The organism is Rhizobium ruizarguesonis (genome assembly GCF_017357285.1).
GTDB classification, from domain to species: Bacteria; Pseudomonadota; Alphaproteobacteria; order Rhizobiales; family Rhizobiaceae; genus Rhizobium; species Rhizobium ruizarguesonis.
The window spans coordinates 3935837-3957595 of sequence record NZ_CP071678.1 but is presented as its reverse complement, the minus strand read 5'-3'; the positions used below and the strand labels follow the sequence as shown (position 1 = coordinate 3957595).

At 61.9% G+C, this 21759-nt stretch carries 17 protein-coding genes; 11 read left to right on the top strand and 6 right to left on the bottom strand.

The genetic code is table 11. The features are described 5' to 3' along the window. Positions 1-69: 69 nt before the first annotated feature. Positions 70-3258 carry an efflux RND transporter permease subunit gene (locus J3P73_RS19540; protein WP_018073680.1) on the bottom strand — a complete coding sequence of 1063 codons (3189 nt, stop codon included), beginning with the start codon at positions 3256-3258 and terminating at the stop codon, positions 70-72. After that, entirely contained in the window at positions 3255-4430 is a 1176-nt protein-coding gene (locus J3P73_RS19535; protein WP_018073681.1) for an efflux RND transporter periplasmic adaptor subunit, read from the bottom strand. Before J3P73_RS19535 ends, J3P73_RS19540 begins: the two co-directional genes overlap by 4 nt. Before the next feature lie 147 nt (positions 4431-4577). Between J3P73_RS19535 and J3P73_RS19530 the strand changes: the two genes are divergently transcribed. From J3P73_RS19530 to J3P73_RS19515, 4 genes are read left to right on the top strand one after another with little or no spacing between them, the layout of a single operon-like run. Further along, positions 4578-4940 carry a hypothetical protein gene (locus J3P73_RS19530; RefSeq protein ID WP_024319355.1) on the top strand — a complete coding sequence of 121 codons (363 nt, stop codon included), beginning with the start codon at positions 4578-4580 and terminating at the stop codon, positions 4938-4940. A 15-nt stretch (positions 4941-4955) separates the two neighbouring features. Then, positions 4956-5420, top strand: a complete 465-nt coding sequence (locus tag J3P73_RS19525) for a MarR family winged helix-turn-helix transcriptional regulator (RefSeq protein WP_018073683.1) — start codon at positions 4956-4958, stop codon at positions 5418-5420. Continuing rightward, positions 5413-6642 (top strand): HlyD family secretion protein, encoded by a 1230-nt coding sequence (locus tag J3P73_RS19520; RefSeq protein WP_130692505.1) that lies wholly within the window; start codon positions 5413-5415, stop codon positions 6640-6642. Before J3P73_RS19525 ends, J3P73_RS19520 begins: the two co-directional genes overlap by 8 nt. Beyond that, complete coding sequence (locus J3P73_RS19515; protein ID WP_018073685.1) at positions 6635-8176, top strand: DHA2 family efflux MFS transporter permease subunit; 1542 nt, start codon at positions 6635-6637, stop codon at positions 8174-8176. Before J3P73_RS19520 ends, J3P73_RS19515 begins: the two co-directional genes overlap by 8 nt. A gap of 58 nt (positions 8177-8234) precedes the next feature. Here the strand turns inward: J3P73_RS19515 and J3P73_RS19510 are convergent, their stop codons facing one another. From J3P73_RS19510 to J3P73_RS19500, 3 genes are read right to left on the bottom strand one after another with little or no spacing between them, the layout of a single operon-like run. Then, complete coding sequence (locus J3P73_RS19510) at positions 8235-8849, bottom strand: DNA-3-methyladenine glycosylase (protein WP_130692503.1); 615 nt, start codon at positions 8847-8849, stop codon at positions 8235-8237. 27 nt (positions 8850-8876) lie between these two features. Next, complete coding sequence (locus J3P73_RS19505) at positions 8877-9191, bottom strand: hypothetical protein (RefSeq protein ID WP_018073687.1); 315 nt, start codon at positions 9189-9191, stop codon at positions 8877-8879. A 39-nt stretch (positions 9192-9230) separates the two neighbouring features. Then, positions 9231-10139: a LysR family transcriptional regulator gene (locus J3P73_RS19500; protein WP_018073688.1), complete on the bottom strand. Its 909-nt coding sequence runs from the start codon at positions 10137-10139 to the stop codon at positions 9231-9233. A gap of 121 nt (positions 10140-10260) precedes the next feature. Here J3P73_RS19500 and J3P73_RS19495 point away from each other — a divergent pair, with 121 nt between their 5' ends. After that, positions 10261-11001: an SDR family oxidoreductase gene (locus J3P73_RS19495; RefSeq protein WP_018073689.1), complete on the top strand. Its 741-nt coding sequence runs from the start codon at positions 10261-10263 to the stop codon at positions 10999-11001. A gap of 86 nt (positions 11002-11087) precedes the next feature. Continuing rightward, a complete protein-coding gene (locus J3P73_RS19490; RefSeq protein ID WP_207579687.1) occupies positions 11088-11990 on the top strand; it encodes an SDR family NAD(P)-dependent oxidoreductase in 903 nt (300 codons plus the stop codon). A 266-nt stretch (positions 11991-12256) separates the two neighbouring features. Here J3P73_RS19490 and J3P73_RS19485 read toward each other — a convergent pair whose 3' ends face one another. After that, a complete protein-coding gene (locus J3P73_RS19485; RefSeq protein WP_003561999.1) occupies positions 12257-13168 on the bottom strand; it encodes a LysR family transcriptional regulator in 912 nt (303 codons plus the stop codon). 164 nt (positions 13169-13332) lie between these two features. On the opposite strand from J3P73_RS19485, the gene J3P73_RS19480 reads away from it, so the two are divergent. The 5 genes from J3P73_RS19480 (at position 13333) to J3P73_RS19460 (ending at position 21609) form a co-directional block, all read left to right on the top strand. Beyond that, positions 13333-14145, top strand: a complete 813-nt coding sequence (locus J3P73_RS19480; RefSeq protein ID WP_018495559.1) for an alpha/beta hydrolase fold domain-containing protein — start codon at positions 13333-13335, stop codon at positions 14143-14145. A 46-nt stretch (positions 14146-14191) separates the two neighbouring features. Next, the gene (locus J3P73_RS19475; protein ID WP_207579686.1) at positions 14192-15382 is read left to right on the top strand and encodes an efflux RND transporter periplasmic adaptor subunit; all 1191 of its coding nucleotides are present in this window, start codon (positions 14192-14194) and stop codon (positions 15380-15382) included. Positions 15383-15500: 118 nt separating this feature from the next. Further along, positions 15501-18701: an efflux RND transporter permease subunit gene (locus tag J3P73_RS19470; RefSeq protein ID WP_130662104.1), complete on the top strand. Its 3201-nt coding sequence runs from the start codon at positions 15501-15503 to the stop codon at positions 18699-18701. A gap of 215 nt (positions 18702-18916) precedes the next feature. Further along, a complete protein-coding gene (locus J3P73_RS19465) occupies positions 18917-19828 on the top strand; it encodes an NAD(P)-dependent oxidoreductase (protein WP_130662103.1) in 912 nt (303 codons plus the stop codon). Next, positions 19825-21609, top strand: a complete 1785-nt coding sequence (locus tag J3P73_RS19460; protein WP_018073695.1) for an IlvD/Edd family dehydratase — start codon at positions 19825-19827, stop codon at positions 21607-21609. The genes J3P73_RS19465 and J3P73_RS19460 overlap by 4 nt, the downstream gene beginning before the upstream one ends. Positions 21610-21759 lie beyond the last annotated feature (150 nt).

The following is a 21759-nucleotide window of genomic DNA, read 5'->3' as shown; positions in this document are numbered from 1 at the left end:
TCAAAGCGTTGCAGCGTCCTTTGCGCGTCTGAAAAGACGCGCGGCGCTGCAGAGCCGGGCGGGATCGTCTCAGACGACCCCTTCCTCGACCGGCTCTGTCTTCGCTGGTTCTACAGTGGCCGGGCGGTTGCGGCGCCAGCCGCGCAGCACGACGTAGAAGACCGGCGTCAGGAACAGGCCGAAGAAGGTCACGCCGAGCATGCCCGAGAATACGGCGGTGCCGAGCGACTGGCGCATTTCGGCGCCGGGGCCGGTGGCGATGGCAAGCGGCAGAACACCGAAGATGAAGGCGAATGCCGTCATCAGGATCGGGCGCAGGCGAAGATGGCTGGCCTCGATGGCCGCCTCCACCGGCGACTTGCCCTCGTCTTCCGCCTGCCTGGCGAACTCGACGATCAAAATGGCGTTCTTGGCCGCAAGGCCAATCAAGACGATCAGGCCGATCTGCGTCAGGACATTGTTGTCCATTCCCCTCAGCGAGACACCGATCAATGCCGCGAGCACCGCCAGCGGGACGATGAGAATGATCGCCAGGGGCAGAACCCAGCTTTCATATTGTGCCGCCAGCGCCAGGAAGACGAAGACGACGGACAGGGCGAAGATATAGATGGCGGTGTTGCCGGTGTGGGTCTCCTGATAGGCAAGTTCCGTCCATTCGAAGGTGGTCCCCTGCGGCAGGATCTTGGCTGCCAGCGCTTCCATCTTGGCGATGGCATCGCCCGTCGACGTGCCTGGCGTCGGATTGCCCTGAAGCGGCACCGAGACATACATGTTGTAGCGCTGGACAAGCGCCGGGCCGCTGGCATCCTGGATGTCCATCAAGGTTCCAAGCGGAACCAGCGCCCCGGTCGCCGACCGGACCTTCAGGGCGAGGATGTCTTCCCGGTCCATGCGGTATTGCCGGTCGGCCTGGGCGCGAACTTGGTAGACGCGGCCGAACGCATTGAAGTCGTTGACATAGGCGACGCCGAGATTGATGGAAAGGGCGTTGAAGATATTGGGAATCGGCACATTCAGGAAACGCGCCTTGTCGCGGTCGATCGCCAGGAAATATTGCGGGCTTGCATCGGAGAATGTCGTAAAGACGCCGGTCAGCCCCTCGGTCGTTGCCGCCGCACCCATCATCTGCCGAGCGAGGCCGAGCACGCGCGTCATGTCGGCGTTTTCGAGATCGGAAATCTGCATCTTGAAGCCGCCGGAATTGCCGACGCCACGCACGGATGGCGGGGGGATGGCAATGATGAAGGCTTCCTGGATGCTTTGCAGCTTGCCGTAAAGCTCGCCGATGATCTTGTTGGCGTTCTCCCCGCCTTCTTCACGTTCGGCGAAGGACTTGAACGGGACAAAGACGACGCCGGCATTCGAGGCATTGGTGAATGTCGCTCCGCTGAAGCCGGCAAATTGCACGGCATTGCCGACGCCGGGCACGGTGCGGGCGATATCGCCCACCTGTTTGACGACGGCATCGGTACGGGCGAGCGAGGCGCCGTCCGGTAGCTGTATGACGATGATGGCGTAACCCTGGTCCATGGTCGGGATAAAGCCCGCGGGAACTTTCGTGCCCATATACCAGGTTGCTCCCAGCAGGCAGACGAAGGTGACCATCGCGGCTGTCAACCCTACCCAACTGCTGACCAGATGCCGAACGGTCCACGAATAGCCGGAACTCAGCCGATCGAATCCATGATTGAAGCCGTCTGCAAGCCCTCTTCCCAGACGGGATGCGACATTCGTGCGCTTGGTTTCGTGGTCATGGGTTTTCAGCAATATGCCTGCGAGCGCGGGCGACAGTGTGAGCGAATTCAATGCGGAAATTGCAGTGGTGACGGAGATCGTGACCGCGAACTGCCGGTAGAACTGGCCAGAGATACCTGGAATGAAGGCTGTCGGCACGAACACGGCGATCAGCACCAGCGAGATGGCGACGACGGCGGTTCCGACTTCGTCCATCGTGACATGGGACGCCTGCTTCGGCGTCATGCCGCGTGCCAGATTGCGCTCGACGTTTTCCACCACCACGATCGCGTCGTCGACGACGATACCGATCGCCAGCACGAGACCGAACAGGGTGAGCATGTTGAGCGAGAAGCCGAAGGCGAGCAGGACGGCGAAGGTGCCGATCAGCGATACCGGGATGGCAATGATTGGAATGATCGCGGTTCGCCAGGATTGCAGGAAGACAAGAACGACGATTGCTACCAGGATGGCCGCTTCGGCGATGGTTCTATAGACCTCGGTGATCGAATCCGAGATGAATTCAGTCGTGTCGTAGACGATACGATATTCCAGACCCGGCGGGAAATTCTGGGATATGTCCTTCATCAGCGTCTGGACTTGATGGGCCGTGTCCAGGGCGTTGGTTCCCGGCCGGGCGAAGATGCCGAGAGCAACTGCGGGATCGTTGTTGAGATAACTGTTGGTGACGTAATCCTGTGCGCCGAGTTCTATCCGGGCGACATCCTGCAACTGCACGAGCCGGCCCGAAGTCGTCGATTTCACAATGACATATCGGAACTCGCGCACGTCGGAGAAGCGGCCGTCCGTTCGCACCGTATATTCGAATGCATTCTTGCCGGTGACGGGTGGGGCACCGATCTTGCCGCCTGATACCTGAACGTTCTGGTCTCTCAATGCGGAGACGACGTCATCTGACGTCATCCCGTAGGCGGAGAGCTTTTCCGGATCCAGCCAGATTCGCATCGAATACTGGCGTTCGCCAAAGATCTGCACGTCGCCGACGCCGTCTAGGCGCACGAGAACGTCGCGGATGCGGTTGCGGGCGTAGTTCGAGACGTAAAGCTGATCATAGCGGTGCGACGGCGAAAGCAGATGCACCACCATCATCAGATCCGGCGAGCTTTTGTCGGTGGTCACGCCAAGTCGCTGGACTTCTTCGGGAAGACGGGGAAGGGCGATGGAAACGCGGTTCTGGACGAGCACCTGGACCTTGTCGAGATCGGTGCCGAGCTTGAAGGTGATCGTCAGCGACATGGCGCCGTCGGCGCTGGAGTAAGAAGACATATAAAGCATGTCTTCGACGCCGTTGATCTGTTGTTCGAGCGGCGTCGAAACGGTATCGGCGATCGTCTGTGGGTCGGCACCCGGGTAAGAGGTGCGCACGACGATGGTCGGCGGCGCTATCTCCGGATACTGCGATACCGGCAATTGCGTATAGGCAATGCCGCCGACGACGAGAAGAAGGATCGAGATCACGGCCGCAAAGATCGGCCGGTCCACGAAAAAATGAGCAAATCTCATTGTCCGCTCTCCGCGCCGGCGGTTTCGGGCGCAGTGTCCTGCCGCTCCTGCGGCAGTTCGGTCATCTGAGGCGTGATCTTTGCACCTGGCCGGGCGCGCATCAGGCCGTTGACGATTATCGTCTCGGTGCCATCAAGGCCCTCGCGTATGACCCGGTAGCCGTAGAGACGCGGTCCGGGCCTTACGGGCTTGGTCGAAACCGTGCCGTCTTCGGCGACGACATAAACAACGCGCTCATTCTGGTCCGAGCCGATCGCCTCGTCGGGGACAAGAATGGCCTGGTAGGTGTTGGAAGCTTCGACTTGTATGCGACCGAAGAGGCCGGGCTGAAGGACGAGATCGGGGTTGGGGAAGCGGGCACGCAGACGAATGGTGCCGCTCTCATTGTCGACCCGATTCTCGGCGAAATCGAGCTTTCCCTTGAATGGTTTGGCATTGGGATCGGAGATCGTGACGGATACATCCAGTCCGCCACCGCCCTGCTGGAGATCCTTGCCCAGCTTGCGCGCCGTGTCGGCGAAATTCAGCAGGCGGCGCTCATCGACGTCGAAATAGAAATCGATAGGGTCGAGAGAAACGATCGTCGTGAGAATGGTCTGGTCGGTTTGCACGAGGTTGCCGGCGGAGATCAGCCGGCGGTCGATACGGCCGCTGAGCGGCGCTTTGATTTCGGTATATTCCATGTCGAGAGATGCGCGATCGGCGGCAGCCTGGGCGCCGCGGACATTGGCCTGGGCCGAATCGAATTCGCGGCGACGATCGTCCAGCGTCTGCGCCGATTGGCTGCCGCTCGAAGCAAGCGATTGCGCGCGCTTATACTGCGCATCGGCAAAGACCAGGGCGGATTGCGAGGCTTCGAGTGCTGCCTTTGCCTGATTGAGCGCGGTTACGAACGGCCGCTGGTCGATGACGAAGAGCAGATCGCCCTGCTTGACCAGGGCGCCGTCCTGGAAATGGATTTCCTGCAGGTAACCACCGACGCGCGAACGGACGGAGACTTCGTCGACGGGCTCGAAACGGCCGATGAACTCGTCGCTGTCGACGACATCGCGCACGACAGGCTTGGCGACGGTGACGGGCGGGGGCGGCGGGGCGCTCTGGGCCAGCGCGGGGAGAGGCATGAATGCGGCAATACAGCCAAGCACCACCATCTGTCGAAGCGCGTAAGTCATACCGGTCCTCCAATCTCGACGGCCGATTCACTGCCGCCAACCTCAAGATGAAGTGATGCTGTTCATGTCTTGCTGCTTTGAACGAGGGTCTCTGCCCCCGTGATTCCCCCGGCATTCAATCCCCTGGAAAAGGAAGGCCGGCACGCAATGCACATCGGAAAAATCGTAACCCTATGGAATTGGACTATAAACGGCAGCGGCGAAAAATTGCAAATGCCAATTGGTAACGATTCCGGAATCCATCAAAACGTCACAGAGGGCATCAGCTCTCGACGATCTCGTCTCTGCCGGGGTGGCAGGGCGGCGAGTTCGGCCCCAGTCGAGCTCCTGTTCCAGCATGTGAAAGACATCATCGTCGATCTCGTCGGCGCGAGAGAAAGGGAGGAGCCGCAGATATGCTTGACCCAGTCTGCGGCATTTTCGCCGCTGCCGTTGAATCTGCCGTTCATGCCCTTGTACAAGGCGCATGCTCAATATATCTACCGATATTATAAGTATGCTTATAAATAACGGTTACAGGTTTTCATGAACGCCACTCCGACCCTCGGTTTCCTTCTCCACGATGTCGCACGGCTGCTGCGCAAGCGGTTCGAGCAACGCGCGAAGTGCCTTGGGCTGACCCGGTCGCAATGGCAGACGCTTGCCTATCTCTCGAATAACGAAGGCATTCACCAAGGCGGCCTTGCCGAAATCCTCGAAGTCGAGCCGATCACGCTGGTGCGCATTCTCGACAAGCTCGCCGAACGCGGGCTGATCGAGCGCCGCCAGCATCCGACCGACCGCCGCATCTGGCTGCTCTACATGCGCGACGAGGCGCACCCGCTGCTCGCCGAAATGCGCGAGCTCGGTGACACCACCCGCGCAGAAGCGTTGCAAAGCGTTTCGGCCGAGCAGCGCGAGCAGCTTTTCCACATCCTATCCGTAATGAAGACGAACCTGGTTCAGGCATGCCGGAGCCCGGTTGACGAGAATGAGACGAACGATGGCTGATCAATCTCCCCTCCGCGTCGTTGCCGACGCCAATGCCAAGATCACGACTCCTGTCGAAGAAAACCAAGCGAAACAGCAGGAAACGGTAGCCGAAGCGCCTTCATCCAATTCAGCGCCGGCTGCCGCCGTGGCTGCGCCTGGCGGCAACAAGGTCCGCCGCCGGCGCAGTCTCACGCGGCCGATCCTGTTTGCATTGCTGCCGGTGGCGCTCGTCGTCGGCGGTTATTATTACGTCAATGGTGGTCAGGTGATGTCGACGGACAACGCCTATATCCAGGCCGATATGGTCGGGCTTACCACCGATGTCTCGGGCATCGCCGACCAGATCAACGTGCATGAGAACGAGGCGGTCAAGGCGGGGCAGGTGCTCTTCCGCCTGCGGTCGGATTCTTTCAAGATCGCGCTCGATGGCGCAAAGGCGCAGCTCGGCGCGCAGCGCAACCAGATCATGAATCTCAAGGCCAGCTATCAGCAATCGCTTGCCGAGATCACGCAGGCGCAAGCCGATCTGCCCTATTATCAGGATCAGTTCGACCGGCAGCAAAACCTCGTCAACAACGGCAGCGCGACGCAGTCGGCCTATGACGAAGCCAAGCACAATCTGGAAGCCGCACAGCAGAAGGTTGCCGTCGCCAAGGCGGAAGCCGCAACGACGCTCGCCCAACTCGGCGGCAATGCCGACCAGCCGGTCGAGGAAAACCCGCTCTACCTGCAGGCCAAGTCGCAGGTCGACAATGCCCAGCGCGAACTCGACCACAGCGTCGTCAAGGCGCCGTTCGACGGCATCGTGACCAACGTCAACGCGCTGCAGGTCGGCTCCTACCTGGAAGCCTCGCAGCAGGCCTTCTCGCTCGTCGGCACCAACCATCTCTGGATCGCCGCCAGCCCGAAGGAAACCGAACTCACTTACGTCAAGCCCGGCCAGACGGCCGATATCTCCGTCGACACCTATCCGGGTGTGGTCTGGAAGGGCAAGGTCGAGAGCATCAGCCCGGCCTCCGGCTCCAGCTTCTCGCTGCTGCCGGCGCAGAACACCACGGGCAACTGGGTGAAGGTCGTCCAGCGCATTCCGATGCGCGTCAGCATCGAGGACACGGACGGCAAGCCGCCGCTTCGCGTCGGCATGAGCACGGTCGTCGATGTCGAGACCGGCCACGTCCGCGGCCTGCCCGATTTCGTCAACGCACTTCTGGGCCGGCCTCAGGGCAAGGGTCATGAGTAACGCTCCCGCTTCCCCGGCAGCCCCGATTGCCAATCGGGGTGCGATCACCGCCTGCGTCATCCTCGCTGTCATCATGCAGGCGCTCGATACGACGATTGCCAACGTGGCGCTGCCCTATATCCAGGGCAGCGTGTCGGCCTCGGCCGACCAGATCAACTGGGTCCTGACCTCCTATATCGTCGCGGCGGCGATCATGACGCCACCTTCCGGCTTCCTTGCCGCCAAGTTCGGCCGCAAGCGCGTGCTGCTCGTCGCCATTGTCGGTTTCGTGGTCGCTTCCGTCCTCTGCGGCCTTGCGCAATCGCTGAACCAGATCGTCGCCTTCCGCCTGCTGCAGGGCTTGTTCGGCGCATCGCTGGTGCCGCTTTCCCAGGGCATCCTCCTCGACATCTATACCGTCGAGGAGCGCGGCTCGGCCATGGCCCTTTTCGGCGTCTCGGTCATGGTTGGGCCGGTGCTTGGGCCTGTCATCGGCGGCTGGCTGACCGACAATATCAGCTGGCGCTGGGTGTTTTATATCAACGTGCCGATCGGCGCGCTCGCCTTCATGGGCATCGTCGTCTTCGTCACCGAGACCAAGCGGGATCTGCTTGCCAAGCTGGACTGGTTCGGCTTTGGGATGATGAGCCTCGGCATCGCCGCGCTGCAGCTCTTTCTCGACCGCGGCGAGCAGCTCGACTGGTTCTCTTCGGGCGAGATCGTCATCGAGGCGCTGATCTGCGCTGCCGCCTTCTATCTGCTGGTCGTGCATACGCTGACGGCGGAGAAATCCTTCGTAAACCCGAAGCTGTTTCTCGACCAGAATTTTTCGATCAGCATGATCTTCATCTTCGTGATCGGCATCACCTATCTCGCTTCGCTGGCGCTGATGACGCCCTATCTGCAAACGCTGATGGGCTATCCCGTGATCACCGCCGGCATCGTGATGGGGCCGCGCGGGCTTGGCACCATGCTCTGCATGTTCATCGTCGGACGGCTGATCGGCAAGGTCGATACGCGCTTGCTGCTGGTGCTCGGTCTCGGTCTTACCGCCTGGGCGATGTACGACATGACCGGCTGGACGCCCGATGTCTCACAATGGACGATCGTCTCCGTCGGTTTCATCCAGGGCGCCGGCCTCGGCTTCCTGTTCGTGCCGCTGACGACGATCGCCTTTGCCACGCTGCCCGCCCATATGCGCGGCGACGGCACCGGCCTCTATAACCTGTCGCGAAACATCGGCTCGTCGGTCGGCATCTCGATCGTCTCGGCGCTGATCGTCGAAAACACACAGAGCAATCATGAATCAATCGCAGCCTATGTGACGCCGTTCAACCACGCCTTCAACGCGGCGGCGGCGCAGGGGCTCAGCCCGCTGACGGCGGCCGGACGCGCGTCACTCAACGAGATCATCACGCTGCAATCGACGATCATCGCCTATATGGACGATTTCAAGCTGCTGATGCTGATGTCGCTTGCGGTCATTCCGCTGGTGCTCCTGCTGCGCAAACCCAAGGCAGCGCCTGCCATCGACCACAGCGCGGTGATGGAGTGAACTCCAGGCGTTGCCGCAATTCCGGGGAAAACCGCGTCGCACTTTTCGGCATCATGTTCTAGCGGAACGGCTTGCTGAGATATCGCGATCCCTGAATGCCGAAGCGCCATGGTGCTTCGGCATTTTTGGTGATGCCGATGCGTTTTCCCGAGACGATCGGCACGGGCGCGGACGGCGCGATCACATAGGGCGGGCGATCGAGCAGCCTGTCATTGATCGTTATATCGATGCCGAGCGCCTGGCAGAGCTTGCCGGGACCGCTGCAGAGCGACGTCAGCATATCGGTGCCGCGCCGCGCCATCATCACAGGGATTCCCGTTTCCGGCTCCAGGGCGCGAATGAGGGCAGCCGAGCCCGGATGGCAGACGAAATTCAGGCACCAGTACATGCCGTAGATGCGGTAGATATAGACGTTGCCCGGCTTGCCGTACATGGCGCCGTTGCGCTTGGTCGGGCCGCGGAAGCTGTGCGAGGCCTCGTCATCGGGGAAATAGGCTTCGGTCTCGGTGATGCGTCCGCCGACGCCATCCACGGTCAGATGGCAGCCTAGCAGGTCGCGAGAGACGGTGATCGCATCGCGCTCGAAAAATTTTCTGAGGCTTTCGCCGGCAAGTGCGCCGACGCCGATCGCGCCATTCGTCATTGCATCCGTCATGATGAACGCCGATAGCATTCCCCTTGCCGATCTGCCAAGCCGCGTCTAACGGCCGGCATTCGGATCGCGCATCGGGATCGACGATGAGGTGACCGAGATGGGGTCGCTCGCGGGGAAAGAATCTTCCAGACCCTCCTCCAGCTCTTCTTCGAGCAAAGCGGGATCCTTGCCGCGGGCGCTGTCGCCATGGGCAGGTTCGATCGCCGCTGCGAGCAGGGCCTTGGCCCGCAAGACGGCGTTTTCCGGCGTCAGTTCAGGCGTGCTGCGCAGCGTCACTGCAACGCTGTCTTCGCCTTCGCCGCCGAATTCGACAACGAAGCCGTCCTCCGTTTGGTAGACGGTGATATCGTTGAGTGCCATGGCCGTTCTCCGAGGGCGCTCATATTAGCAAAGCGCATTTTAGTGAAGCGCGTTTTCAGAATTTTGTCGAGCGAAGACCTTCACCAGCCAGTCGATGAAGACGCGTACGCGCGGCGAAAGCTGGCGGTTACGGGGATAGAGCAGGGACACCGGTGTTTGCATCGGCGGAAAATCCGGCAGCACTTGGACCAGCGTGCCTTCGGCCAGATCCTTTTCAGCGTGATAGCGCGGGATCTGGATCATGCCGAGGCCCAGCCTGGCCGCTGAAATATAGCTTTCGGCGGCATTGACGGCGACGGTCGCCGGAATGCCGATGTTGGCTACTGCGCCGTCGACGATAAATTCGAGCGGCAGCAGACTGCCGGTGCCGCTGGAGCGGAAGCCGACCATGCGATGGCCGGCAAGCCGGTTCGGATGCTGCGGCTGGCCGTGACGGGCGATATAGGCGGGGGAGGCGAGTGTCACCTCAACAAGCATGGCGACGCGCCGGGCGATCATGTCGCTGTCCTGAGGCGTGCCGACGCGCAGCACGCAGTCAATGCCCTCGCGCACCAGGTCGACCAGCCGGTCGCCCTCGCTCATGTAGAATTCGATCTCAGGATAGGTCTCCAGGAAGGACGGCAGGCTCGGCAGCACGAAATGGCGGGCCAGCGTGCCATGCACGTCGACGCGCAGCATGCCCTTCGGTTTGGCGCCGGCAAAGGCGCCTTCGGCTTCCTCGATATCGGCGAGGATCGACAGGCAGCGCTGGTAATAGGCTTCGCCGTCGAGCGTCGGGCTGACATGGCGCGTCGTACGCTCGAGCAGGCGCACGCCGAGACGGGCTTCGAGCTGTTTCACCGCATCGGTGACGGTCGAGCGCGGCAGGCCGGTATCTTCGGCCGCAAGAGTAAAGCTGCGGCGTTCCACGACGCGGGAAAAGACCCGCATGGCATCGAATCTGTCCATCTTGTTTGTTCGTCATTCCCGGATAGTGATGCCGGATAATGCCTGATTATCCGCCCAGAGAAAAGCGGCATCTTCTCCTCATCGAAAACGCGCTGCGGCGCATCCCTGAAGGAGAACGAAAATGGCCAGCAACGAAAACAAGGTCGCACTGGTGACTGGCGCTTCCCGCGGCATCGGCGCAGCAGTCGCAGAGCGCCTCGCCAGAGACGGCTTTACCGTTGTCATCAATTATTCCGGCAACGCCGCTCCGGCCGAGGAATTGGCTGAGAAGATCGAGCAGGCGGGCGGCAAGGCACTGACGGCGAAGGCCGATGTCGGCGATGTCGAAGCCGTCCGCCGCATGTTCGATGCTGCGGAAACCGCCTTCGGCGGCGTCGATGTGCTCGTCAACAATGCCGGGATCATGATGCTGTCTTCACTTGCCGAGGCCGACGACGTTAATTTCGACCGCCAGATCAGCGTCAACCTGAAGGGCACCTTCAATACGCTCAGGGAAGCCGCCAAGCGTCTGCGCGACGGTGGCCGGGTCATCAATTTCTCGACATCCGTCGTCGGCCTGAAGCTCGAAACCTATGGCGTCTACGCCGCTACCAAGGCTGCCGTGGAAACACTGACGGCGATCATGGCCAAGGAGATGCGCGGCCGTAACATTACCGTCAACGCCATCGCGCCCGGTCCCGTTGCAACTGACCTCTTCCTCAACGGCAAGTCGGACGAACTCGTTGCCCGGATGGCGAAGATGAACCCGCTGGAGCGTCTCGGCACGCCCGACGACATCGCCGCTGCGGTCGCCTTCCTCGCCGGCCCTGATGGCGGCTGGATCAACGGCCAGACGCTGCGCGCCAATGGCGGCGTGATCTGACGAAAGACCGACGACGGTCTTCCGGCCGTCGCCCGCCCAAGCTTCCACTTCAGCCAACCCCAATCGAACCTAGAAGGAATACGATCATGAGCAAGCAAGTCATCGTCATAACAGGCGCTTCCAGCGGTTTCGGCGCTCTTACCGCCCGCGCGCTGGCCAGGGCCGGTCACACCGTCTATGCCGGCATGCGTACCACGGAAGGCCGCAACGCTGCCGCCGTCGCCGACGCTGCTCAATTCGCCAAGGACAATAATGTCGATCTGCGCAGCGTCGAACTCGATGTCGCCTCCGACGCTTCGGTTGTATCAGGCATCGCCAGGATTATCGCCGATGCTGGTCGCCTCGATGTCATCCTCCACAATGCCGGCCATATGTCCTTCGGCCCGGCAGAAGCCTTCACGCCGCAACAGTTCGCCGAGCTCTTCGACGTCAACGTGCTCTCCACCCAGCGTGTGAACCGCGCTGCACTTCCCTATCTTCGCAGGCAGGGCAGGGGCTTGGTGGTCTGGGTATCGTCGTCGAGCAGCCGTGGCGGCACGCCTCCCTATCTCTCGCCCTATTTCGCCGCCAAGGCGGCGATGGATTCACTTGCCGTCTCCTATGCCAGCGAGCTTACCCGCTGGGGCATCGAGACCTCGATCATCGTGCCTGGCGCCTTCACCAAGGGCACCAACCATTTCGCCCATTCCGGCTCGCCGGATGATACTGCCCGCGCCGCCGAATATAATGAAGGACCCTACAAGGGTGTGCCGGAGCAGGCGCTGCAGGGCCTGGCAGCGCTTGAACCGGCCGACGCCGATGCCGGCGCGGTAGCCGCCGCCATCGTCGATGTCGTCGGCAAGCCCTTCGGTACGAGGCCGTTCCGCGTCCATATCGATCCGTCCGAGGACGGCGCGGAGATCGTCAACGGCGTTGCCGACCGTGTCCGGGCGGAATTGTTCCGCCGCATCGGCCTCGAGGACCTGCTGAAGCCGGCTGTCAGGAATTGAAACCTGGACCGCCGCCCCGCGCGGAAACATGGGAGCCAGGCCCTCATCGCAATTATGTGAACGCGATTGCGGAATTTTTTCTTACAATCCTGCGGGGAGTGCGTATATCTGTTTTATCGCGAGAGAGTGGAATTCCCTGCCGCTCTCTTCCGAACCTCCAGAGCCTGCCGCGCCCTTGCTACCGTGCGACAGGCTTGATGTTCAAAGTTGTACATTGCGGCCCGTCGAAGGTTCCCCTGCCTTCCGGGCCGTATTTGTTTTGGCGCTCAGACGTCGTTCAGTCTCGCCTCGACCAGAAGCTTCACCAGCCAGTCGACGAAGACGCGGACCTTGTTGCTGAGGTGGCGGTTCGGCGGATAAACGACATAGAGCGGCAGCGGATCGCGACGCCAATCCGGCAGCACGCGGACGAGCTCGCCCCTTGCCATCGGCTCGCGCGCCATGAAGATCGGCACCTGCGCGATGCCGAGACCCGTCAGCGCAGCCGTCAGATAGGTGCGGCTATCGTTGACCGAGGCGATGTAACGCGGACTGGTCTCGATCACCTCGTTGTGCCGGCGAAATTCGAAGGGCAGCGTCCGGTTGTTCTGGGCGCGGAAATAGTTGACGGAGTAATGATCCGCCTCCAGATCTTCCGGCCGCTCGGGCATGCCGAATTTCTGGATGTAGCTCGGCGAAGCACAGGTGATCATCTCGACTTCGGAGACGCGCCGCGCAATCAGCGACTGGTCGGCCGGCGTGCCGGCCCGCAGCGCACAATCGACATTTTCTGCAAGATAATCGACCGTGCGGTCGCCGACACCGAGGTCGATACGGATATCGGGATAACGCTGATAAAAATCGCATAGTGCGGGGACGACGATCCAATCGGCAAAAGCGCCGGCCATCTCGACGCGGAGCCGCCCGCTCGGCAGGCTCTGTGAATTGGAAAGGCTGCCGTCGAGTTCCTCCAGTTCCGAAATAATCTGGGCGGCGCGTTCGTAATAAAGCGCGCCGTCCGTGGTCACCATCACCCGGCGCGTGGTACGATTCAAAAGCTTGGTGCGCAGATGCGCCTCCAGGCCTTGGATGAGATTGGTTACCGTCGCCTTGGGCATGGCGAGCATGTCGGCGGCGCGAGTGAAATTGCCCGTCTCCACGACGCGAATGAAGACGCGCATTGCCGAGAGCTGATCCATCGGTTTCAAATCCGCAGTTTGCGTTGCACCATTGTTCGAGATCTGGAACAGTGTTATCGCGATATAGCTTCTTATTCCTTGGTTGGAATAACAATATCTTTTTTGTACAAAATGCAAGCGGCAGGCGTTGTCTGCTTGTGGCCGACGCAAAAGAGACCGGAAGCATGACGGTGGAATGGAAAGATATGATGCTGGACAAGGTGGCCATCGGCCCCGTTTCCGCACGCATCTACCAGGGCGCCGATTACGGCAAGGGTCCGCCGATTGTGCTTTACCTGCACGGCGGCGCGTTTCTGGATAGCGACAAGAACGTCGACCGGCCGGTGGCGATGAGTCTCGCCAAGGCTGGCGCCATCGTCGTCGCTGCTGACTACAGCAGCCTGTCCGGCAACCTATTCCCGCAAGCGCTGGAAGTCTCCTTTTCCGTTTTCACCTATCTCGCCAACAAACGCGCCGGTCTCGGCGACCGGAAATCGTTGCTCTTCGTCGCTGGCGAAGAAGCAGGCGGCAATGTCGCCGCCGGTGTGGCGCTGAAGGCGCGCGACCAGATGCCGGACGCGCTCGACGGCCAGATCCTGATTTCGCCGCTGCTCGATCCCTTCATGGGCACGTCCTCGATCCGCAAGGCCGAAGCCATCGGCATGCGCCAACGCTGGACGGAGGGCTGGAGCCACTATCTGAGCGGCGGCGGTTGCCACCCTTATGCGGCGCCTTGCCTCTGTTCTCGTATTTCGGGCGTCGCGCCGGCGTTGATATTCACTGCCGAGGACGATCCTCTGCACGACGAGACAATTGGTTACGGTGCCCGCCTGAAACAGGCCGGCGTCGGTGTGCGCCAGCATGTCCTTCCCGCCGGGACGGGCTGGCCCTCGATTTATGGTGGGAAATCCGATGGAGCGCCCGACTGGCAGGAAAACGTCAGCCGCCATTTCGGAAGCTTCCTTCGGGACGTAAGCGTTCAACCGCAATTGCATTGAAGAAGACCTGATATTTCGGCGGCCTTGAGCCGTAAGGAGAGTACCGATGACGTCCAGAAAGAAGCGCTGGGCCCTGGTGGGCGCCGGCATAGGCCTTGTTGCGTCCGTGTCCGGCGCCGCATTGTTTTTCGAATTGCCGATGAGCACGACCGCCACGGCCGCTTCCGCCCCTGCACAGGCTCCCGCTGTGCCGGTGACGGTGGCCGTCGTTGCGGCGCATGATGTGACGGCCTGGGAGAATTTCTCCGGCCGTCTGGAAGCCGTCGATCGTGTGCAGGTGCGTTCCCGTGTGGCCGGCGCCATCCTGTCGGTGGCTTTCCGTGAAGGGGCGCTGGTGAAGCAGGGCGACCTGCTCTTCACCATCGACCCGGCCCTCTACCAGGCGAGCGTGGCGCAGGCGCAAGGCCAGGTCGCTTCGGCCGAAGCCAAAGTTAGCCTGGCGCAGACTGAACTCGACCGCGGCCGCAGGCTTTCCGACAACCGCACCATCTCCCAGAGTGATCTCGATCAGCGTCAGAGTTCGCTGGCCGAGGCTCAGGCGGGGCTGCGTTCGGCGCAGGCCGCACTGCAGTCGGCCCAGCTCGATCTCGATTATACGCAGGTGCGGGCTCCGGTTTCCGGCCGCATCGGCAAGATCGAGGTGACCGCCGGTAACCTCGTCGCGGCCGGTTCGACCTCGCCGGCGCTGACGACGCTCGTTTCCGTCGATCCGATCTATGCGAGCTTCAATGCCAGCGAAGAGATGGTGACGCGCGCGCTTGCCCAGCTTCCGCAGACGGATAGCGCCCTGCCTGCCGTCGAGCAGATTCCGGTCGAGGTCGGTACGCTGACCGACAGCGGCACGCCGATCAAGGGCAAGCTGCAGCTGATCGACAACGAGGTCGATGCATCAAGCGGTACGATCGGCGTACGCGCCGTCTTCGATAATCCGGGTGGACGTCTCATCCCCGGCCAGTTCGTGCGGGTGCGCATGGGTCAGCCGAAGGCCGAGAACAAGATCGTCATCAGCGACCGTGCCGTCGGCACGGACCAGGACAAGAAGTTCGTCTTCGTCGTCGATGGTGAGAACAAGGTCGCCTATCGGCAGGTCCAGCTCGGCACGCTGGCCGACGGCCAGCGTGTAGTCGAAAGCGGCCTGAACGTCGGCGAAAAGATCGTCGTCAACGGTCTGCAGCGCATCCGTCCAGGTGCAGTCGTCGCACCTCAGATGGAAGAGAAGGTCGCGACCGCGCAGTAAAGACTTTGCCTTCCCCTCCGGGGGAAGGCCAATACCCGAAATGATATGACCCGCCGGCGACTCCCAAACCGCCGGAGAGGGACGTTGCATCCATGTTCACCCCGGAGAGGGCTTTGATATGAACATCTCCAGATTCTTTGTCGACCGCCCGGTCTTTGCCGGTGTTCTTTCGGTCCTCATCCTGGTTGCCGGCTTGATCGGCCTGCGCGCGCTGCCGATTTCCGAATATCCGGAGGTCGTGCCGCCGTCGATCGTCGTGCGCGCCACCTATCCCGGCGCCAACCCGTCCGTCATCGCCGAAACGGTGGCGACGCCGCTCGAAGAGCAGATCAACGGGGTCGAGGGCATGCTCTACATGGCCAGCCAGGCGACGTCGGACGGCGTGCTCAACGTCACCGTCACCTTCAAGCTCGGCACCGACCCGGACAAGGCGCAGCAGCTCGTGCAGAACCGCGTTTCGCAGGCCGAACCGCGTCTGCCGGCGGAAGTCCGCGCGCTCGGCATTACGACAGTCAAGAGCTCGCCCAACTTCATCATGGTCGTCAACCTCGTCTCTGACGGGGGCGATCACGACATCACCTATCTTCGCAACTACGCGACCCTGAACATCAAGGATCGGCTCGCCCGCATCGCAGGCGTCGGTCAGGTACAGGTCTTCGGCGCCGGCGACTATTCCATGCGTGTCTGGATCGACCCACAGAAGGCCGCTGAGCACAATCTCGCCGCCAGCGACATCAGCAGCGCGATCAGCTCCCAGAACATCCAGGCCGCCGCTGGTATCATCGGCGCATCGCCAAGCCAGCCCGGTGTGGACCTGCAGCTCAACGTCAATGCCCAGGGTCGCCTGCGCACGCCTGAGGAATTTGGCAACATCATCGTCAAGACGGGCGCCAGTGGCGAGATCACCCGCCTTCGCGATGTCGCCCGCATCGAGCTCGGTGCTGCGGACTACACCCTGCGTTCGCTGCTCGACGGCAAGCCGGCCGTCGCCGTTGCTGTTCTGCAGGCGCCGGGTTCGAACGCGATCGAAATCGCGGACAATGTGAACGCGACCATGGATCAGTTGCAGCTCGCCATGCCTGCCGGCGTCAAGTACGAGATCGTCTACGATACGACGAAATTCGTGCGCGCCTCGATCGAGAAGGTCATCGACACGCTGCTCGAAGCCATTGCGCTCGTCGTCCTCGTCGTCATCCTGTTCCTGCAGACGTGGCGCGCCTCGATCATCCCGCTGATCGCGGTTCCGGTATCGATTATCGGCACCTTCGCGGTCATGTATGTCTTCGGCTTCTCGATCAACGCGCTCAGTCTGTTCGGCCTGGTGCTTGCGATCGGTATCGTCGTCGACGACGCGATCGTCGTGGTCGAAAACGTCGAGCGCAATATCGAACAAGGCTTGTCCCCGCGGGCCGCCACCTACAAGGCGATGAAGGAAGTCTCCGGTCCGATCGTCGCGATCGCGCTGGTGCTCGTCGCGGTCTTCGTGCCGCTCGCTTTCATCTCCGGCCTGTCAGGTCAGTTTTATCGCCAGTTCGCGCTGACGATCGCAATCTCGACCGTCATCTCGGCCTTCAACTCGCTCACCCTGTCTCCGGCGCTGGCAGCCCTTCTCCTGAAGGGCCATGATCAGCCGAAGGACTGGCTGACGCGGTTCATGGACGCCATCTTCGGTTGGTTCTTCCGCGGCTTCAACCGTGTTTTCGGCGCGGGCTCGAATGCCTACGGCAAGGGTGTAGGTGGGCTCTTGTCGCGCAAGAGCATCGTCATGGTGATCTATCTGGCACTGGTCGGTGCGACCTACAGCCTGTTCAGCACGGTTCCGGGCGGCTTCGTGCCGTCGCAGGACAAGCAGTATCTGATCGGCTTCGCCCAGTTGCCGGATGCCGCAAGCCTTGACCGCACGGAGGACGTCATCAAGCGCATGACCGAAATCGCGCTGGCGCAGCCGGGCGTTGCCAATGCGATCGCCTTCCCAGGCCTGTCGATCAACGGCTTCACCAACTCCTCGAATGCCGGCATCGTCTTTGTGACGTTGAAGGACTTTGAGGAGCGCAAGACGCCTGATCTCTCGGGTGGTGCAATCGCCATGGCGCTGAACCAGAAGTTCGGCGTCATCCAGGATGCCTTCATCGCCATGTTCCCGCCGCCGCCGGTCAATGGTCTCGGCACGACAGGCGGCTTCAAGCTGCAGATCGAGGATCGTGCGGGCCTCGGCAACCAGGCACTCGACGAGGCGACCAAGGCAGTGCTTGCAAAGGCCTATCAGACGCCTGAACTCGCCGGGCTGTTCTCCAGCTTCCAGATCAACGTGCCGCAGCTCTACGCCGATCTCGACCGTGCCAAGGCCGAGCAGCTCGGAGTTTCCGTCACCGACGTCTTCCAGACGCTGCAGATCTATCTCGGCTCGCTCTATGTGAACGACTTCAACGCTTTCGGCCGCACCTACAGTGTCCGTGTGCAGGCCGATGCGAAATTCCGCGCCCAGCCGGAAGATATCGGCCAGTTGAAGGTTCGTTCGGCATCGGGTGAGATGATCCCGCTTTCGGCCCTTCTGAAGGTGGAGCCGAGCACCGGTCCTGAGCGTGCAAACCGCTACAACGGCTTCCTCGCTGCCGACATCAACGGCGGCCCGGCACCGGGCTTCTCGTCCGGCCAGGCGCAGGCGGCAATCGAGAAGATCCTTCACGAAACGCTGCCTGCGGGCATCGACTTCGAATGGACGGATCTGACCTACCAGCAGATCCTTGCCGGTAACTCCAGTATCGTCGTCTTCCCGCTGGCTCTGCTGCTCGTCTTCCTGGTGCTGGCTGCCCAGTATGAGAGCCTGACGCTGCCGCTCGCGATCATCATGATCGTGCCGATGGGTGTTCTGGCTGCCTTGACCGGCGTCTGGCTCACCGGTGGAGACAACAACATCTTCACTCAGATCGGTCTGGTGGTGCTTGTCGGCCTATCCGCGAAGAACGCGATCCTTATCGTGGAATTCGCCCGCGAACTGGAGTTCGAGGGAAGGACACCGCGGGAGGCCGCGATCGAGGCCAGCCGCCTTCGCCTTCGCCCGATCCTCATGACCTCGCTCGCCTTCATCATGGGCGTCGTGCCGCTCGTCGTCTCCACTGGCGCCGGCGCGGAAATGCGCGCGGCCATGGGTGTCGCGGTCTTCTCAGGCATGATCGGCGTGACCTTCTTCGGCATCTTCATGACGCCTGTCTTCTACGTGCTGCTGCGGCGGTTGACGGGCAACCGTCCGCTCGTCCAGCACAAGCCGGACGAACACAAGGAAGAAGAGGCGGAGGTCATCCGGCTCGCGGCGGAATAAACGGAATTCAACCTTCCTTTGTCGGGTAAATCGGGCGGGAACTTCGGTTCTCGCCCGTATCGTTTTCAGAGCATGATGCCGAAAAGTGGGCGCGGTTTTCGGACGACATCATCCGCATCTAAGGACACACCACAAAAATGGGTTACGTCCGTCAAAACGGTTTGCAACGGTGGGCGAGGGGACTATCAAAGACGGACAACAGTTGGGAGGACTGAATGACAGGTTCGAGAAAAGGTGATGAGGGCAGGCGGATCGCCCTTCTCGGCACCGGCCTGATGGGGGCGCCGATGGCTCGCCGGCTGCTTGGCGCGGGCTTTGCCGTCACCGTCTGGAATCGCGATCCCGGCAAGGCCGAGGCGCTTGCGGGAGACGGCGCGGTTCGCGCGAAAACACCGGCGGATGCCGTTTCAGGCGCCGATGTCGTCATCACCATGCTGACTAACGCCGAGGCGGTGAAGGACGTGTTGTTCGACCGTGGCGCGGCCGATGCGATGACGCCTGGTGCTACCGTCATCGACATGAGTTCGATTGCCCCGCATTTCGCCCGTGACCATTCGGCGAGGCTTGCCGAGCGCGGCGTCGATCACGTCGATGCGCCGGTATCCGGCGGCGTCGTCGGGGCGGAAGCCGGTACGCTCGCGATCATGGCGGGTGGCGACGAGGACGTGATCGACCGGCTTGCGGATATCTTTGCGCCGATGGGGCGGGTAACCCGCGTCGGTCCGAGCGGTGCGGGCCAGCTTGCCAAGCTCGCCAACCAGCAGATCGTCGCGGTGACGATCGGCGCCGTCGCCGAAGCGATGATGCTGATCGAAGCGGGCGGCGGCTCGCCGGCGGCCTTCCGGGACGCCATTCGCGGCGGCTTTGCCGAGAGCCGCATCCTCGAACTGCACGGCAAGCGCATGGTCGAGCGGCAGTTTACCCCAGGCGGTTCGTCCAGCAACCAGCTGAAGGATCTGAATGCCGCCATGGAGACGGCCAAGACCCTGTCGCTGACGCTGCCGCTGACGGCGGCGGTGCATGCCGAATTCAGCGAATTCGTCGCCAATGGCAATGGCGAAAAGGATCACAGCGGCCTGCTCCTCCATCTCGAGGAGAAGAATGCCCGGCCGGGAGGAAAGCAGTGACGGACAGCCATTCGCCGAAGCGGCGCCTGCGTTCGCAGGACTGGTTTGACAATCCCGATCATATCGACATGGCAGCGCTCTATCTCGAGCGCTTCATGAATTACGGCATCACGCCGGAAGAGCTGCGCTCCGGCAAGCCGATCATCGGGATTGCCCAGAGCGGCAGCGATCTCACGCCTTGCAACAGAGTGCATGTTGAGCTTGCCAAGCGGGTGCGCGACGGCATCCGCGACGCCGGCGGCATTCCGATCGAGTTTCCGACGCATCCGATCTTCGAGAATTGCAAGCGCCCGACGGCGGCACTCGACCGCAATCTCGCCTATCTCGGCCTCGTCGAAATCCTCTACGGCTATCCGCTCGACGGTGTCGTGCTGACCACCGGCTGCGACAAGACCACGCCTTCAGCGATCATGGCTGCTTCGACGGTCGATATTCCGGCGATCGTGCTCTCCGGAGGGCCGATGCTCGACGGTTGGCACGAGGGGGAGCTGGCGGGCTCCGGGACGGTGATCTGGCGGATGCGGCGGAAATATGCGGCAGGCGAGATCGATCGGGAAGAGTTTCTTCAAGCGGCGCTCGACTCGGCTCCCTCTGTCGGCCACTGCAATACGATGGGCACCGCTTCGACGATGAATGCGCTGGCCGAGGCGCTCGGCCTTTCGCTGACCGGCTGCGGCGCCATTCCGGCCGCTTACCGCGAGCGCGGCCAGATGGCCTACCGCACCGGGCGGCGTGCCGTCGAGATCGTGTTCGAGGATCTGAAGCCGTCGGATATCCTGACGCGCGAGGCTTTCTTAAACGCCATCCGCACCAATTCGGCGATCGGCGGCTCGACCAACGCGCAGCCGCATCTGGCTGCGATGGCGAAGCACGCCGGCGTCGAACTCCATCCCGACGACTGGCAGGTGCATGGTTTCGATATCCCGCTGCTGGCCAACGTCCAGCCGGCGGGCGCCTATCTCGGCGAGCGCTTCCATCGCGCCGGCGGCACGCCGGCGATCATGTGGGAACTGCTGCAGGCCGGCAAGCTCGACGGCAACTGTCGCACGGTGACGGGCAGGACGATGACAGAGAACCTACAGGGTAAGGAAGCACGCGACCGCGAGGTCATCAAGCCATTCGCCGAGCCGCTGAAGGAGCGGGCGGGCTTCCTCGTTCTCAAAGGCAATCTCTTCGATTTCGCGATCATGAAGATGAGTGTGGTCTCGGAGGATTTTCGCCGGCGCTATCTTGAGGAACCCGGGCACGAGGGCGTCTTCAAGGGCAAAGCGGTGGTTTTCGACGGTTCCGAGGACTATCACAAGCGCATCAACGATCCCCAACTCGGCATCGACGAAAATACCATCCTCGTCATCCGAGGCGCCGGGCCGATCGGCTGGCCTGGTTCGGCTGAGGTCGTCAACATGCAGCCGCCGGATCATCTCCTGAAGCGCGGCATCCGCAGCCTGCCGACGATCGGCGATGGCCGCCAATCGGGCACGGCAGACAGTCCCTCGATCCTCAACGCCTCGCCGGAAAGTGCCGCCGGCGGCGGCCTCGCCTGGCTTCGTACCGGCGATGTGATCTGCATCGACTTCAACCACGGGCGCTGCGACATGCTGGTCGATGACGCCGAGATCGAACGGCGTAAAGGCGACGGCATCCCGCCGGTGCCGGCGGATGCGACGCCGTGGCAGCAGATCTACCGCCGCTCGGTTACGCAGTTGTCGGATGGTGCGGTGCTGGAGGGAGCGGCGGAATTCCGCCAGATCGCGAAAAATCCGCCGCGGCACAACCACTGATCTTGAAGCTGCCGTCGACTGCAAGCCCTTTGATCCAAAAAGGGAAAGTCGTAACGAACAGTTCACCTAGTCATTAGTTCGGTGGTCAAGACAAGGCTTCATTAATGGCGGCCTGAGACCATATTGCCGTTATGTAAGCTTCTAAGGCTG